The following is a 16,665-nucleotide window of genomic DNA, read 5'->3' on the forward strand; positions in this document are numbered from 1 at the left end:
TATGACACCTCTTTATTACAAACATTGACACAGCCATTCGATGACCTTAAAAACAGGCTAGCTTTGGGTACCCCTTCAAACTCCATAGAACATATGAAACATGTTGATGTAATTGAAGACCCTACTGCTATCCTATTAAAAAAAGTGGCTATTTATGCCAAAAAGTTTAAAGATTTTGACCCGCGGATTATTGCGGGTTGTGCTTTGTGTTATAAACACAGTCCGCTCTATCGACAACACATCGCTTCGTCGAGTTTTGGTAAAACTATGGGCTGGCGCTTGACACATGCCTGGACTCAAGATCCAAAACGCTATAGCAACCTTAAGATGGTTGGTCCATTAGATCTAGGTTTATTTTCTGTTAGGATCGATGCTATTTTAGGAAACAACCAGTTGCTCGACTTTGTTGAGGAGGCAAAACAACTACCCATCTTTACAAGCTACATTCATGCTACTCAGAACTTCATACTCAATTTATTGGCTAACGAAGACATTCATTGGTTGACCTATAAAACATCTTCTTCTAATCGAAAGTTTTTGGAATTATGCAAAAGCTATAGTCCAACATTTAGAGCAGTCTCTGAAAAAGGAAACGGAGATGGTTGGGACCTTGTAAAGATTTGGTCTGAAAACCCTGAGAAAATTACTGGTTTACGAGATATTTTTCCGTTGGATATTGCAATTTACTGTGTTCGGCTAGATAGCATAATCTATGATACAGATCTGACATCATTTGCTACAAAGATCAATGCAGGTGAATACGCTTCTTTCTTACCCATGGAGGTCATGAAGTTTGTTTGCCAAATTCAAAATGAATGGGGTATTTCTTAAAATGGTTTTAAAACAAAAACCCGATGGCGCGGACTTGTAGTCCGTGACCTCCTCTCTAAAGATACCAAAAACAAAACCACCATAACACACAAGGGAGTTACAGTGGTTTTTATACTTATCTAAAATTTAATTTAGTTCTTTTCCTTTACCACACGAATCATTCGTGCGGGAGCGGGGGATCGGGTTGCTATCGGTTTTTATTTAAATTCTGTAACTTTTATAGAGTGATTAATTATGTCCAATACTAATTGTTCATTTTCGTTTCTATCATTTTTATTAAATAAAGATTCTCTTAGATCTAAAATACTTTTAAACTTGCTATTGTCTAAAATTACATAATAACAACGGCGTCTACTATCTTTTTCATTATGAACGTTTAAAAATGATTCCTTTTCTCTTAATGAATCAGGATATTTAACTATAAATGATGGCAATTCCTTCTCCTTATTGTATAAATTGATTTTCTCTATATAGGGGCTAAAAATTAATTCATAAGCTGTCTTTTTATTACTCTGAGCAATAATATTCGCTAGTGCTTTATTATTGCTATCTGTTTTACTAGAATTACTTTGACACCCAATGGTTGCCAATAATAAACATATACTAATTGTTCGGTAAAATTTTTCCATCTTTTTTTACTGGTTTACTTGTTCCTTTTGGTTTTTGATACACTGGTTCTTTTCCTTGTTTTTTAAGTTTTTTAGATGCCCTTAATACTGCATCTTTTTCAATACCTTCTCTACCTCCATATCTATGCTCCATTTGTAAATTTATTGCTTTCATTACTTTATAACGAAACTCGTTTATCATTTTAATCTTTTCTGCATCACTTTTTAGGTTATTTACTGTCTTTACAAAAGATTGAACAAGGTTATCTAAACACCCAATATAAGTGTTTCCGCTAACCTTTATTGTAAATTCCTAATCATATAATACTTCTATTATTTGATCGTAGTGACCTTCTTCATGAGCTTTAACTTCATCATATAAACCAGGGTTCTCAACACTCAATGAACTAAGTCTAGAAAGGGAGCCATGAGTTACTACCGCAATTTCTACTTTTAAATCATATGTATCACCCCATGGAACAAAATATACATTCTGTACTGCAGCAAAACCTAAATCATGTACTGTTTTAATTTCTTCTTCAGATTTTTTCTCAACTTTCAAAGGATCTATATACTTTTTACTAGCTAAACCACTAGATAAGCTAATACGTCCTCCCGTAAATGCATTTCCATTTAACCAAGCTTCGTCCATATCCGATGGCGCGGATTTGCTTTCCGTGACATCTCCTCTAAAATACAACTAAAAACAAAACCACCATAACATCTAAGGGAGTTATGGTGGTTTTTATATACATCTAAAATTTAATTTAGTTCTTTTCCTTTACCACACGAATCACTTCGACAAGCTAAGTGCAGGAAATCGTGCGGGAGCGGGGTGGCAAAGTCATAATTCAACTATTTTAATTTAAAGCTATTAAAAACTTTTTCTATTGATTTAGAATAATCATCAAACTCAACAGAATCGCTTGAAAAAGTCAAGATATAATACTTTTGTTTATGCGCATAAAATTGCTGAATAAAAGTATAATTAGCGCTTTCTTGTGAAATCTGAAAAACCAATCTTAAACAATTATCACCATCTACAACAAATCTCTTTTTCTCTATTATTTTAGCTATGTTTTCTATTTGTTTTTCAGCATTATTAAAATACTGTTCGTAACTTTTATAATTTGTTTTATCTTCAATCAAATTCACATTTTCAATAAATGATGAAGCTGAGTTCTGTTCTTTCTTAGTTTTCAAAGCAAAAATAGTATTCGCTTCTCCGCTCTCATCCAAATCAAAAAATACCGGATACTGAACAGAAAAATTAGCTCTAACAAGACTTTGGGTTTCATCTTGCTTACACCCATAAAATACCATAAACGTTAAAACAAACGATAAGACTATTAATTTATTTTTATATATCATAACTATATTAAACTTACTTATTTGTTAATATAAAAACTACTTGATAAAAGAGTATAAAAAAATAGAAGACATAAAATCTTACAAAATTAAACATTATCAAGATAAGACTCTCTTCAAAGTTGGAATCAATTTTTTTCATTACCGTAATCAAAAAACCACCTCCATAATGAGTTACAAAACTTATTAAACTAATAATAACTAAATTAACAAAATTTCTATTATTTAAAGAAATATTCTCCAGTTGAAAAAGGTGTAGAATCAATATTAATGCTAAAATTGAAATTAACCCTATTTCAAGTTTCGAATTAAGTCGAATCTTTTTTGTATTTATACAAAAGATTAAAAAATTGGCTATCCCAAAAAATAATAAATAAATAAATTCCTTCATATTGATACTAATTGTATGTTTTATAATTTTTTCTCCACTGCATACCCTTCACTCGAAACTTTTAACCCAAGTTTAATACCGCCTCCAAGGCCTGCATTAAACCCAAAACCAGATTCGAATGCACCATTTTTTCCGCCAACGACCTTTGCATGACCTCCAATATGTGCGCTACCTAATGACCCTCCAATAGTAAGTTCGACATTTATGCCAAATATAGTAAAAGATGGGTTAACTTCTCCTTTCACAGCTGCAACACCGGCATCTGCTTTTACCTCTAATCCTGCCTTCCCATTATTTCCAATATACGCTCCTCCGCTTATTCCAGCATTTGCCGTCCATAAAGTACCTTTTGCAGCTAACGCTACATTATTATCTTTAGTACCTAACCTAACATCCGTTTTAATCTGAGCACCATGAACATCTACTCCAAGTTCAGCTTTACCTTTCTCGGCATATGCAGTATAACCTCCGCTTGCCATTGTAACTTCTACATTTGCTCTCCCATATTTTCCCTCAGCTTTGGCTCTTGCTTTATATCCGTAGAATCTCTCTCCCTTCTCCGTAGTTTCTGTGAACATTGACCTATCGGTTGCGAAAGTGCTAGAGGCTTTTATAACTACTTCGTCTAATTGATTTACCACATTTTCACCAACAGCAACACCCTTGCCTTCATATACTATTTCTGGAGGACAATCTCCTCCTGAGCAAGGTGCCATTCCATCAGGGTCAAGGAAAAATATTGGGTTGTTGAATGCATAATTGTACGGAGAATGCCTACGCATCTTTTCAGCTAATGGATCAACATTCATCCAACGCCCTAAAGCTGCATCATAATTCCTTGCAGATATATCATACCAGTCTAGTCCAAGTTCTTCATTGTATTCCTTTCCTCCAAATTTCCAACGCTGCGCTGTACTATTCCCGTTAGAACTAATGACAGAATTGTATCCTTGATGTTTGAGTCCAAAGGGATAGTAATTTGACTCTTCTATGATCTCCAAACTTGTAGCACTTGGGTTATTTTGATTGGTATCTGTATAGGATATACGAATATTACCCAAATGATCTTTGTATTGATAAACATATTCATAACCACTGGCATTGGTATGTTTTACATAGCCTTCTGCGGTATTAAAGAACTGCAGCTTGTTATTTTCATAGATAAAGTTTCCTGCGTACTGTGTATTGGTAAAACTACCATCTCGTACTCTTTTACGAATCTTCGTTCCCGCTGCATCATAGGTATATTGGATGTACTTATTATTTCCAAAGTCTACCAACGTCGGCAAGTTTAAGTGATTATAGTTAATATTTAGAATCCCTTTATTCTCATCTTTTTTCATGTTCCCATTGACATCATAGCTATAGTCATCTCCTGAATTTGAACCATCTTCAAAACTTCCGGCTCCGTCAATTAATTCCTCTACTTTTTCTAATTGATTCCCATTATCATAGGTATACGCCAGATAATCCATAGCGACACTTTGGTTAGCCCCTCCTTTTTTATGTCTTTTTAGTAGATTCAAATTCCCGTTCTTATCATACGAGATGTCAAATACTCTAAACCAGTTAGTTTCGGTATTGTCTATAGCATCATAATTTGCTTCTGTAATTCTATTGAGCGCATCGTAGCTATAGGTATAAAACCTTTCTTTATTGTCATTGGCCGTTTTCCAACGTGTTTGACTAATATTTCCGTTAAATAATGCTGTACCGGAGGTAGGATCATTATAACGTAGGTTAAAGTTAAACAGATCATTGTCATTATTGGTGTCGTTATTAATATTTGTCAGCCAGCCTCGTATGTTATAGGTATAATCTACCGTTTGTAATCGACTCCCTGTCGTTTTCCCACCAACGCCTTTGCTTTCTAACTGCCCTAGCTCATCATACAAATTACTCACAACTACCTCTGAAGTTGCCGCTCCGTTAATGTTATTGGTTTGGGTCAGTAATCTTCCTGTATGATCATAGGTAAAAGCATCAATGAGTGTATGGGTACCATTCCCAGTATCATTGATATTGACATGGGTACTGGTCGTCTCTTCTACACGTCCTGTAAAATGGATTTTGCTTTGTACAATATCGGTAGTGCCTAAAAAATCATTTTTGCTATATGCATAGATCGGTTGCCCTTTGTCGTCATAATAGGTTACTGATGTAATCCAATTACTCGTTCCTAATACTTTTACCTTACTTCCAGTGGCTAAACCAACAGTGTTTGTTGTAGGAGTTACCGTATATACCGGAGTTGGTACAGTCCCTCCAGCCAGATTAAAGGTGTAATTATCATAATAATTTACCGTTAACACTTCCAAGTTACTCGTCGGGAAATTGTTGTTGGTATAGTAGGTGCTATCATAGCCTGTTCCTGAACTTACCTTTGTCTCATACTGATCAAATACGGCATCGTTCTGGCTGCTAAACGTACTTTGCATGGCTACTCTGGTACTCGATGATCCATGGTCATAGATTCCTGTATACACTACTCTTCCTAACACATCGTACTTAGTAAAGAGCCACTCGTTATTTCCGGCTTGAATCGCATCTTGAGTCATTACTGGGCGATCCAACTTGTCATACACAATATACTCCCATCCTTTACCCGGAATCTTCTTCTCTACCAGTCGGTTCCTATGGTCGTATTTGTATTGGTAACACAACTCACTCAGTACAGTACTCGTTGGGATACCGATGCTACCTTCTGCTTTAGGAGGCAGTACATAGGTGAGATTCCCATAATCGTCATAGATATAGTAGGTGTCATGTGATTGACTATTGTTATAGGTACGTTTTAGGATCACCTGACCGCTTTTGTTTTTAAACTCTTCGGTAGTATGGTTTACGCCATCTGCTACTACCCAGTTCTCGTCCTTGGTAATCGTCTTAGAAAGTACTCCTAATGGATAATGTCCTGTACCTCCTCCTAAGGTAGGCGTGTAGGTGTTATTCGCAAAGCTTAAACTCACGGTATACTTTCGTACCTCCGTAGCATGATTTACATCATATTCAAAACGGATACTGTGTCCATCTGAATATTCCTTTCCTGAGATAGCTGCTCCTTTTACCCAAGCATTTCCAGGTGCGGTTTGTTCAAAAACTCTACCTAGTGCAGAGTTTTCTAATACCTTTTCTGAATACGGATTAGTTGTATTCTGATACTTAACAGTATTGTAAAATGCCTCTGTAGCTGCCAAGGTTGCTGTCTTGTAATAGCCGTCATTGTCTGTGCTTGCATAGGGCAAGTATTCTTTGGTTTGTCTGCCATACTCGTCGTATTGCATATGCGTTACAATGTCTTTTTTATTGGGGCTTTGTCTAATGCCAATACTTTGCAATGGTCTTCCAAGTCCATCAAAATAAGTCACACTTTCGCTCACATTGTCTCGATCATTTTGCAGTGTGTTTTCTATGTTCGTCGTCGCCTTTTGCGCAGTGATCGTATAGACATAATTGTAGTCCGATAAACTTTGTGTACTCGGACACCCTGTAGAGCTACCGTTTCCGCTTTGCGTAGGACACTGGTCGTCACTATTGGATACATAACCCGATGGTTGTGTACATTGTACCAACGAACTTGCCGGATCTCCCAGTCCGTCGCCATCGGTATCTGCATACCAGGTAGGCGCTCCCGCACTTCCCACGGTTACCAAAATAGCAGATCCTACTCCCCAGGTGTTCGTGATCAGGTTTTTAGGTCTGATATAATAAAACCCTGAAGCGGTTACTGTATAGGTGCTGGTAGCAGGATAAGCTGTGCTGGTTCCTTTCTTTAAGGTTCCCTGCCAATACCACATCTCTCCGGGAGGAATTGTTCCTGAATTTTGAATGGTTACACTGGTACAGGTCTGACTATGAATCGTAGGTACCGGCGGTGTGGTCTGATACAGCGTTGCTGCTGTCGTTGTTGTTTTGTTTTCTATAACTGACCTGCCTTCTTTGGCAAAGATCAATGCGGTGCTTAGTATACAAATAGCTAAGACTACTTTCTTTATGTTATATAACTTTTTCATAGCTGCTTAGTTTTTATAGTGGTACTCGTTCTTACTCAATACATTCCCATCATGATCTTTTATATATTGTAGTCTGTTAAAACTATCATATACATAATAGGCGGTTCGTCCTCTAGGATCGGTGATGCTGGTCACGCCAATAAGTGGATCATAGGTAAATGAGGTTACACGTGCATTGGGTAAAGCGTTTCGAAGTGTTGTTATTGCGCTTCGTAAAGCCCCTTCATTTCCAGCAGTTCCTTCTGTGCGATCATTATCATTGTTAGAAGCTGTTTGGATTGCTGCTATATAACTGCTTACCTGAGTAGATGTTGCGTTCTCTATCTTTGCCACAGGAACTGTCTCATCATATCCCCAGATATAGACAATACTAGTGCCATCCGTTTTACTCACTTCTTTTACATTCCCATTCGCATAGTAATCATGGTACACAATACGATCTTCTAAAGAAGCGCCTCCTTTAGAGGTCTCTACACGTTTGGGTAGTGCTAAACCTGAGAAGAGTTCAAAGTTGGTACGCACTGTAGATAACAGGCTCGTATTCTTTTTAGTCTCCACCTGCACCACTGCTGCTACCTGATTCGTTCCTGTTGGATTTCCTGTCGTAGGTGCTTTCATCTTATGGATCGCGTTATATTCACCTGTTGAAAGATTATCATACCCTAAAGAGCTCACAGTTCCCACATCTACCGGATAGTAATTGATCGTTTCGATCAAATCTCCATTACTATCGGTCATGGTACTTCCTTTTTGTTGGTAATGGTTATTGTAATCGTAATTATAGGTAGTCGTATTCTCTAGTGTACCCGTATCATTGTATGTTTTTTCCGTCGTTTCTTTTAGATCCAAAGATCCTCCTGTTAACTGGTAGGTTTTATACTTTAGATCCAGGTTTATATCGCTAAATACCCCTATATCGTTGTATACAGCAATCAGAGATGTTCGATGTAGGTTTCTGTCTTTATAATAGAAATTTTCTACCCCAGTCAGGTTATCTTCAATTTCGTCGTCCTGTTCTTGTGGCGTGAAAATAAAATCTACCGGTAAGAATCCTGATGGACCTGAGAGTGTTGTTTCATTGGTTACCGTAGTATTTCCGTAGAGATACTTATTATTGATCTCTTTTCGAAGTGTATACCCAGTAATACCACCCGTATTGTCTTTGTCTGCTCGATATATCTTCGTATAAATCGCTTTTCCTCGTATCCATTCATTATTCGTGGGAATATGATATGGAAATTCCCAATAGTTCCCTGTATTGGCAATATTGGTAAATCTGTATTCTGTTTTTCCTATATTGTTGTCTCGTTCTCCATAGAACTCAGTCACAAATGAATATCCTATACTATTACCTCCTAAACTGGTCAGTGGGCTTCCTCCTCCTGAAGGATATTTATAGGTAACAGGAACTCCTCCTACGGTCTGTGCCATAATATCATAGAAAAAAGGGATTCCAAAACACAATCCACTGGTGAAAGACGGAACTCCATTGTTTACAATGCTATAATCGTATTCTTTACTAGATACTACACCTCCATTGTCTAGGTGCTCGATCTTTTTGATTCGTTTCCCCGCTCCATATAAATAGTCTGGATCTGCGATAATACCCCAATCAGTGTTAATAGTAAAGTTATGATCAATAGAAGTGTGGTCAATCCCATTAAGTGGAGTCGCTGTGATCTTGTATTCAGTAATTTTTGTAGCGTTCATAGACCCTGTATACAAAGGTAAACTTTGTGAACCTCCTATAACACCAGAAAAACTAACTCCAGTTATACCAGAAACGATCTTTGTAAAGGTAAAAGAGAAGTTACAATTAGGAAGTGTGCTTCCCACCGGTAGTAAGGACTGACAAAAGATCTCATAATTTCCTGTAGATCCTGTGGAATTATCTTCAATAAGCACCGTTTTTTCATAGGCTGTTCCGTTAAAGGTCATATTAGCCTTGGTAAGACTGTGTGTTCTGTTATCTCTAGGATTGGATTCTGCCGTTAATATGGAGTTGTAAAATAAAGGTTTTTGAACCACGTTGTGTTCAAAGGTTAGTTGCACTTTTCCTCCTGTAGGGTACTCGATGTTTTGTAGCATCCCCGCCTCCGAGTACATCTCATTGACATTTCTTCTAATGGGATTTGCTCCCTGATAAAAGGTTAAGAAAGCGCCATTGTCTGCGCCATTAAAGTAGCCCCAGCTATCTTGTGAATTTGAAAAACGATTCGGTAAGGTAATCGGGCTGTAGTTGAACTTCGTTTTAGGAAGGGCTGCTGCCCCTTTTTTCTCTTGCACACTGGTTAGCATTAATCGCTTTTTAGCGGTAGCATCCAACAAGTAGTAGGTGTTATTTATATTGCTGGTTCCATAAGAATCTGCATCTGAGTAGGTATACTCCATATCCATTTCTTTGATAAGTACGTTATTCTTATCGAAAATTTGCACTTTATCTAAGGCTTTGGATCCCGTGAGATCCTGACGGTCTGTTGTTTCACTTACAAAAACGATCTTCCCAGTTGGAAAGGTGATCTCTGATAGCTGCTGTTGATAAGAGTCCATCTCTGAACCATAAGAAGTTGAGACATTGTTTTCTCGTTTATCATAAGAACGTCTAACATAACTTGAGTTTTCCAAATTATAACTAAAATCAATCTTATCTCCTGACAGCGTTTCTATCTGTAATAATTGCCAAGAGCTATAGTTGGTTTCACTAGCCCCTGGAGGATTCGCAGAATAATTTCCTGATTGAGGAATCACATAACTCGTGGTGGTAATATCATGGTTTCTTGCTGTAACCAACGTACCTCGTAGTATCTCTCCGTAAATAAATTTATTTCCAGATTTATCGGTAATGGTAAAGCTCTTGTAATTGTTGGTTACATTATCAAAATCATACTCAATAATAATATCATCATATTCTTGTAATAAAGGATCTCCTGTTTCTCTGTCCATGATAAATGAACCGCTAGTACCTCCGGCATTAAAACTGAATAGATCCGGAACCAGATCTGATTGAGTGCTAGTGCCTTCTCTAGAAATAATGGCACGTCTAGAAGTTTCACTAGCAAATACTCCTGTTGCCGATGTAGCATTTGGTGTATCTCCATAAACCGTTAAATAGTCCGATCTATTATCTGCCTGACCTCTAACTTGTCTAGATAAAGAACCTCCGTACGAAAGGGCCCAGCCAATTCCGACTCTTGGTGCTACTTCTTCCACCATCACACCTCTGGCATGGTAGCTCAAATTAATAGGAATACTGATTCCTTTTGCGTTGATTGTGTAAATGGGAATACTGATATTGGGAACTCCTGTATAATGTGATACTGGAACTTCCGTAAATTTTCCCAGAGATGCGGCCTCTGGTGTTGGCGGAATAATTTTGGGTAATTCCTGAGATTGGACGTAGAACGTCCCTAGTGCCAATACGGCACTGAACAATAATCTTTTCATGAAATTTGATTTTGGTTGTTTGTTAGCAATTACTTCTTTTTCTTTCATCCTGAACTTGATTCAGGAACTAGCTAATTTATTTATCCATTAATAAAGGGGTTCTATAGCTAACTTCTGTTAAAAACAAATGTTAGTATAGCATATAGTTATTGCAAACAGCAATACTATTGTGTTCTTAGATAAAAAAGTCTTTTGTAAAAAAGTGGTAATCTCTCATTCGCAATTTTTAACTAGCAATCTTTTTTATCTCTTTCGCTGTCAAATATAACGAAAAAAAATCCTACTAATTTTATATTGCTTCTTAAAAATTTACTAACACCATAAATTTCAAGGGCTCAGGCCCATGTTTTTTTGGCAGTGCATACAGGCGCATAAAAAAAGCTTCCCGTTAGGAAGCTTTTTTCTATTGTTTTCTTTTGGCCTCAATGCTCAAGGTAGCATGAGGAACCAGTTTTAAGCGTTCTTTTTGTATCAGTTTTCCTGTGACTCTGCAGATTCCGTAGGTCTTATTTTCAATACGGATCAACGCATTCTTTAAGTCTCTAATAAACTTTTCTTGACGAATTGCTAATTGCACATTTGCTTCTTTGCTCATCGTTTCTGATCCTTCCTCGAAAGATTTAAATTGAGGAGATGTATCGTCTGTACCATTATTTAATCCGTTCTTATAAGAACTCTGCAATAATGCTAAGTCTTCTTCTGCTCGCTCTATTTTCTTTTGGATAATTCCCTTAAACTCTTGTAAGTCCTCGTCCGAATATTTTGTTTGAGTATCTGGCATAATCTTACATTTTTTCTATTAATATTTTACTTGTGATGGTATCGAATTCAATCTCTGTCCCATCTGTTAACTCGTCTACAAAAACCATTTCATTGGTTAATGTTTCGCTCATAATGTATTCTTTATTCTCCGAAATAGATTGCTCTAGATCTTCAAATTTTAGCACGGTTAGTTTAATACGATCGGTAACTTCAAATCCATTGTCTTTACGTGCATTTTGAATTCTATTTACCAATTCTCTTGCAACTCCCTCTTTTTTAAGCTCCTCAGTAATGGTAACATCTAACGCTACTGTTATACTATTTTGATTCGCTACTAACCAGCCTTCAATATCTTTTGAGGATATTTCTACATCAGCGCCCCCTAATTTAATAATTTTTCCATTAATTTCTACAGAAATTTCTCCTTCTTTTTCGATCGTTGCAATCTCTTCTTTAGAGAAATTTTGTATCACATTGGAAATCAACCTCATGTCTTTTCCATACTTTGGCCCCAACACTTTAAAGTTCGGTTTTATCTGTTTTACCAAAATATCTGATGCATCTTCCAATAAGGCAATCTCTTTAATATTTACCTCATGCTTTATCAAATCAGAAACAGCTAGTATTGCTTCTTTCTGCTCACTGCTTTCTACAGGGATCATGATTTTTTGTAGCGGTTGACGCACTTTTATCTTCTCCTTAGCTCTTAACGACAATACTAATGAAGAAATTGTCTGAGCATTCTCCATTTTACGTTCTAAGCTCTTATCTACATAGGAGACGTCAAACTCAGGGAATTGTGACAGGTGTACACTTTCAAATCCTTCTTTTTTGGTCACTGCATTTAGATCTAAGTACAATTTATCCATAAAGAATGGGGCAATCGGCGCTCCTAATTTGGCAATAGTCACCATACACGTATACAACGTTTGGTATGCTGATATTTTATCTTGCTGATAATCGCCTTTCCAGAATCTTCTTCTGCTTAAACGCACATACCAGTTACTCAAATAATCTTGTGTGAAATCTGAAATAGCTCTGGCTGCTCTGGTCGGCTCGTATGCTGCATAGAACTTGTCTACCTTTTCGATTAAGGTATGCAATTCAGAAAGAATCCAACGATCTAGTTCTGGTCTTTCTGTTAATGGAATATCTGCTTCCGCATACGCGAACCCGTCTAGATTTGTATATAGTGAAAAGAATGAATAGGTATTATATAAGGTTCCGAAGAACTTACGTTTTACCTCATCAATACCATCAATATCAAATTTTAAGTTATCCCATGGGTTTGCATTCGCGATCATATACCAACGTGTAGCATCTGCTCCATAGGTATCTAATGTTTCAAAAGGGTCTGTCGCATTTCCTAAACGCTTTGACATCTTTTGTCCGTTCTTATCCAACACCAATCCATTGGAAACAACATTTTTATACGCCACAGAATCAAACACCATCGTTCCGATAGCGTGTAGTGTATAGAACCATCCTCTGGTCTGGTCTACTCCTTCTGCAATAAAGTCTGCTGGGAAGGATTTGTTCTCATCGATCAATTCTTTGTTCTCGAACGGATAGTGCCATTGCGCATATGGCATAGATCCTGAATCGAACCATACGTCAATTAAGTCACTTTCCCTTTTCATTGGTTGCCCTGATGGAGAAACTAGTACAATCTGATCTACAATATTTTTATGTAAGTCTATCGTTGCATAGTTTTCATCCGTCATATTTCCTACTTCAAACTCCGCAAAAATATCGGCTTCGAGAACTCCTGCTTCCACCGCCTTTTTCATTTCTGCTTTCAACTCCGCTACGGATCCAATACAGATCTCTTCTTTCTTATCTTCCGTTCTCCAGATAGGTAATGGAATTCCCCAATAACGAGATCGCGATAAGTTCCAATCATTTGCATTTGCCAACCAATTTCCAAAACGTCCTTCTCCGGTCGATTTTGGTTTCCAATTGATGGTCGAGTTCAACTCATGCATTCTATCTTTAACATCGGTAACCTTGATAAACCAAGAATCCAATGGATAATACAAGATAGGTTTATCGGTTCTCCAACAGTTTGGATAACTGTGTTTGTATTTTTCGACCTTAAAGGCTTTATTTTCTGTTTTTAACTTGATAGCCAATTCTACATCTACCGATTTATCCGGAGCGTCTCCATCGGCATAGTATTCATTCTTGACATACTTTCCTGCGAACTCACCCATTTCTGATCTAAAGCGGCCTTGCAAATCTACTAAGGGTACCAGATTATCATTATCGTCTTTTACCAGCATTGGTGGAACCTCTGGAGTTGCTTGTTTTGCCACTAAGGCATCGTCTGCTCCAAACGTAGGTGCTGTATGCACGATTCCAGTACCATCTTCGGTAGTTACAAAGTCACCCGTAATTACTCTGAACGCATTTTCCGGGTTGTCGTTTGGCAATGCATACTGCAACAATTGTTCGTAACGAATATCTACCAGATCTGTTCCTTTGCATTCTGTTGCAATCAGGAATGGTATTTTTTTATCTTCTTTGGAGTAATTTTTTAGCGCTTCTACATCTTCTGTTTGGAAGTACTTTCCAGTAAATTGTTTTCCTACCAAGTTCTTCGCTAAAATGACATGAACAGGTTCAAAAGTATATTGATTATAGGTAGCCACAACTACATAATCGATCTTTGGCCCAACCGTTAACGCCGTATTACTTGGTAATGTCCAAGGTGTGGTGGTCCATGCCAGGAAATGTAAATGATCAAACTTTTGAAGGAATTCTGGCAAGGTATTTTCCACAGCCTTAAACTGTGCTACCACAGTCGTATCTGTTACATCTTGATAGGTTCCTGGTTGATTTAACTCGTGCGAACTTAACCCTGTTCCTGCTTTTGGCGAATAGGGCTGGATAGTGTATCCTTTATACAACAAGCTCTTGTCATAGATCTGTTTTAACAACCACCAAACACTCTCCATGTATTTTGGCTCATAGGTAATATATGGATCATCCATATTTACCCAATACCCCATTTGTTTGGTTAGGTTATTCCAAATATCTGTATAACGCATTACTGCTTTTCTGCAGGCAGCATTGTATTCTTCTACAGAAATGGTTTTTCCAATATCTTCTTTTGTGATTCCAAGCTCTTTTTCTACACCTAACTCAATAGGTAATCCGTGTGTATCCCAACCCGCTTTTCTTTTCACTTGGTATCCTTTCATCGTCTTATAACGAGGAAAAATATCCTTAATCGCACGTGCTAATACATGGTGTACTCCAGGTAATCCGTTTGCCGATGGTGGTCCTTCAAAAAACACATATGGCGTATTGCCTTCTCTGGTAGAAACACTTTTATCAAAGATATTATTCTCTTCCCAATAGGCTAAAATTTCGCTAGCTACATTTGGCAAGTTAAGTCCTTTATATTCAGGGAATTTCGTACTCATAAATCACAAATTCTAATAAGATTGCGAAATTACGTATTTTCTTGTAATTCTGTTCTTAAAAGCCTGTAAATTCTAACTACGCTATTCTCACTATCATTTTGATATGAGTCTCCATATTGAAACGATTGAGAAATCTCTTTTGAGAAGTCAGATTTCTCTCATACCTTGGTAATGACGGAAGTAATTAATATGCTTAAGCTATGCCTCGCTCTTTTTTAATAGTTTCGTAAGCTGCTTGTATACTCTGGAACTTTTCTTGCGCTCCTTTTACATGCTCCTTACCGAGTCCTTGCAATTTATCTGGGTGGTATTTTTTTGCCATTTTTCGGTACGCTTTTTTCACCTCTGCATCGGTAGCAGACTTTGTAACTTCTAAGATCTTATAAGCATTTCCTGTGGTGCTATAGAACATCGCTTTGATCGATTCAAAATCGTATTGATTGATATACAGATACCCCGCCATTTTTCGGATCTCTTCTACCTCGACATCTGAAACGAATCCATCTGCTTTGGCGATTCCGAATAAAAAGTGGATCAATTGCAAACGTGAAGCGTGCGGCATGTGTTGTCTGATCTGCATGCATACTTGTCTGGCAGACACTTCTTTCTTAACAATTCCTTTGAATAAAGCAAAGGCTTTATTCGCTCTTTCTTTGCCATACATCCCAATAAACTGTGTTCTTACAAAACTCAATTCTCTTTCGTCTACTTTTCCATCTGCTTTAATTACTATAGAAGCCAACACCAAAAGGCTAATTTCAAAATCTCCGCTTTGTGTATTTACACTTCTACCAGCATAGCGTTTCTGAAATTCTTTTTGCTCTTTTACAAAATCCTCTTTAGAAAAAGCATCTACAGCACTTCCTGCTGCAAAGCCAATAATTGCTCCAATGGGGCCTCCAAAAGTGAACCCAATTCCGGCTCCTAACCATTTCGAAAAATTTGACATGTATTCAATCTTAATTGCTCCAAATATACATATTTGATTGCGTTTTTATCATTATCTTTGTATCCTAAATTTTTAAGAAATTATGTATCCAGAAGAATTAGTAAAACCAATGCGTGAAGAATTGACAAATCAAGGTTTTTCGGCGCTATATACGGAAGGTGATGTGGACAGTGCTTTATCTAAAGAAGGTACTACGTTAGTAATGGTAAACTCTGTGTGCGGATGTGCAGCAGGAACAGCAAGACCTGGTACGTTAGCATCATTATTAGGTGATAAAAAGCCAGATCATTTAACCACTGTTTTTGCAGGGGTTGATAAAGAATCTACTCAGAAAGCAAGAGAGTATATGATTCCATTTCCTCCTTCTTCACCAGCAGTGGCGTTGTTTAAGGATGGTGAGTTGGTTCATATGTTAGAGCGTCATCATATTGAAGGAAGGTCTGCTCAAATGATTGCAGAGAACTTAGTAACTGCTTATGATGAATTTTGTTAGTCTTTCGAAACAAGACTTTTTAGAAGCATGAGACAAGATTAAAAACCAAACGATATCGTTTGGTTTTTCCTTTTAAAACAAAGATCATAGCTTTTATGAGGCTAAAAATTGCAAAACAACTCCCTTAAAATCCTACGCTACTTCGTATCTACATAATGGTTTTTTGCCTGTTATGTAAAAATAATTATTTTTTGACGCAACCTTTTTAATTTTTCTACATCTCCTTAGAAAGGAATATTATTATACTAACATAATTAACAATCATGAGAAAAATTTTAAAATTAACATTAGTTGCTGCTATACTAAGTTTTAGTTTTGGTTGTAATGAAGATATACTAGACAATAGTGGTGTATCTGGAACAAGCCAACAAACTACGA

General features: G+C 37.1%; 11 protein-coding genes. 2 read left to right on the forward strand and 9 right to left on the reverse strand.

Annotation, left to right across the window (positions count from 1 at the left end):
• Positions 1-24: 24 nt before the first annotated feature.
• Positions 25-831 (forward strand): hypothetical protein, encoded by an 807-nt coding sequence (locus RQM59_RS10100; protein ID WP_349241988.1) that lies wholly within the window; start codon positions 25-27, stop codon positions 829-831.
• 197 nt (positions 832-1,028) lie between these two features.
• On the opposite strand, the gene RQM59_RS10105 is transcribed toward RQM59_RS10100, so the two are convergent.
• From RQM59_RS10105 to RQM59_RS10145, 9 genes are all read right to left on the reverse strand, one after another.
• Positions 1,029-1,460 (reverse strand): hypothetical protein, encoded by a 432-nt coding sequence (locus RQM59_RS10105; RefSeq protein WP_349241989.1) that lies wholly within the window; start codon positions 1,458-1,460, stop codon positions 1,029-1,031.
• A complete protein-coding gene (locus tag RQM59_RS10110; RefSeq protein WP_349241990.1) occupies positions 1,435-1,641 on the reverse strand; it encodes a hypothetical protein in 207 nt (68 codons plus the stop codon). The genes RQM59_RS10105 and RQM59_RS10110 overlap by 26 nt, the downstream gene beginning before the upstream one ends.
• A 111-nt stretch (positions 1,642-1,752) precedes the next feature.
• Positions 1,753-2,091, reverse strand: coding sequence for a hypothetical protein (locus RQM59_RS10115; RefSeq protein WP_349241991.1), 339 nt, complete (start codon positions 2,089-2,091; stop codon positions 1,753-1,755).
• Positions 2,092-2,294: 203 nt separating this feature from the next.
• A complete protein-coding gene (locus RQM59_RS10120; RefSeq protein WP_349241992.1) occupies positions 2,295-2,810 on the reverse strand; it encodes a PsbP-related protein in 516 nt (171 codons plus the stop codon).
• Positions 2,811-3,218: 408 nt separating this feature from the next.
• Entirely contained in the window at positions 3,219-7,211 is a 3,993-nt protein-coding gene (locus tag RQM59_RS10125; RefSeq protein WP_349241993.1) for a DUF6443 domain-containing protein, read from the reverse strand.
• A gap of 6 nt (positions 7,212-7,217) precedes the next feature.
• Positions 7,218-10,655 (reverse strand): RHS repeat domain-containing protein, encoded by a 3,438-nt coding sequence (locus tag RQM59_RS10130; RefSeq protein ID WP_349241994.1) that lies wholly within the window; start codon positions 10,653-10,655, stop codon positions 7,218-7,220.
• Between the two features lie 403 nt (positions 10,656-11,058).
• A complete protein-coding gene (locus tag RQM59_RS10135; protein WP_349241995.1) occupies positions 11,059-11,436 on the reverse strand; it encodes a TraR/DksA family transcriptional regulator in 378 nt (125 codons plus the stop codon).
• Positions 11,437-11,440: 4 nt separating this feature from the next.
• The gene (gene ileS, locus RQM59_RS10140; protein WP_349241996.1) at positions 11,441-14,845 is read right to left on the reverse strand and encodes an isoleucine--tRNA ligase; all 3,405 of its coding nucleotides are present in this window, start codon (positions 14,843-14,845) and stop codon (positions 11,441-11,443) included.
• Between the two features lie 193 nt (positions 14,846-15,038).
• Positions 15,039-15,794, reverse strand: coding sequence for a TerB family tellurite resistance protein (locus RQM59_RS10145; RefSeq protein WP_349241997.1), 756 nt, complete (start codon positions 15,792-15,794; stop codon positions 15,039-15,041).
• 82 nt (positions 15,795-15,876) lie between these two features.
• Here RQM59_RS10145 and RQM59_RS10150 point away from each other — a divergent pair, with 82 nt between their 5' ends.
• Entirely contained in the window at positions 15,877-16,287 is a 411-nt protein-coding gene (locus RQM59_RS10150; protein WP_349241998.1) for a BrxA/BrxB family bacilliredoxin, read from the forward strand.
• The last annotated feature ends 378 nt before the right edge of the window (positions 16,288-16,665 follow it).

Source organism: Asprobacillus argus, from assembly GCF_032248395.1.
Taxonomy (GTDB): domain Bacteria; phylum Bacteroidota; class Bacteroidia; order Flavobacteriales; family Flavobacteriaceae; genus Polaribacter; species Polaribacter argus.

What these genes read in the sequence shown, in the direction of transcription:
- RQM59_RS10115 (WP_349241991.1), bottom strand. Translation starts at nt 2,091, where the DNA reads ATGGACGAAGCTTGGTTAAATGGAAATGCATTTACGGGAGGACGTATT.
- RQM59_RS10135 (WP_349241995.1), bottom strand. Translation starts at nt 11,436, where the DNA reads ATGCCAGATACTCAAACAAAATATTCGGACGAGGACTTACAAGAGTTT.
- ileS (WP_349241996.1), bottom strand. Translation starts at nt 14,845, where the DNA reads ATGAGTACGAAATTCCCTGAATATAAAGGACTTAACTTGCCAAATGTA.
- RQM59_RS10110 (WP_349241990.1), bottom strand. Translation starts at nt 1,641, where the DNA reads ATGATAAACGAGTTTCGTTATAAAGTAATGAAAGCAATAAATTTACAA.
- RQM59_RS10130 (WP_349241994.1), bottom strand. Translation starts at nt 10,655, where the DNA reads ATGAAAAGATTATTGTTCAGTGCCGTATTGGCACTAGGGACGTTCTAC.
- RQM59_RS10105 (WP_349241989.1), bottom strand. Translation starts at nt 1,460, where the DNA reads ATGGAAAAATTTTACCGAACAATTAGTATATGTTTATTATTGGCAACC.
- RQM59_RS10120 (WP_349241992.1), bottom strand. Translation starts at nt 2,810, where the DNA reads ATGATATATAAAAATAAATTAATAGTCTTATCGTTTGTTTTAACGTTT.
- RQM59_RS10150 (WP_349241998.1), top strand. Translation starts at nt 15,877, where the DNA reads ATGTATCCAGAAGAATTAGTAAAACCAATGCGTGAAGAATTGACAAAT.
- RQM59_RS10145 (WP_349241997.1), bottom strand. Translation starts at nt 15,794, where the DNA reads ATGTCAAATTTTTCGAAATGGTTAGGAGCCGGAATTGGGTTCACTTTT.
- RQM59_RS10125 (WP_349241993.1), bottom strand. Translation starts at nt 7,211, where the DNA reads ATGAAAAAGTTATATAACATAAAGAAAGTAGTCTTAGCTATTTGTATA.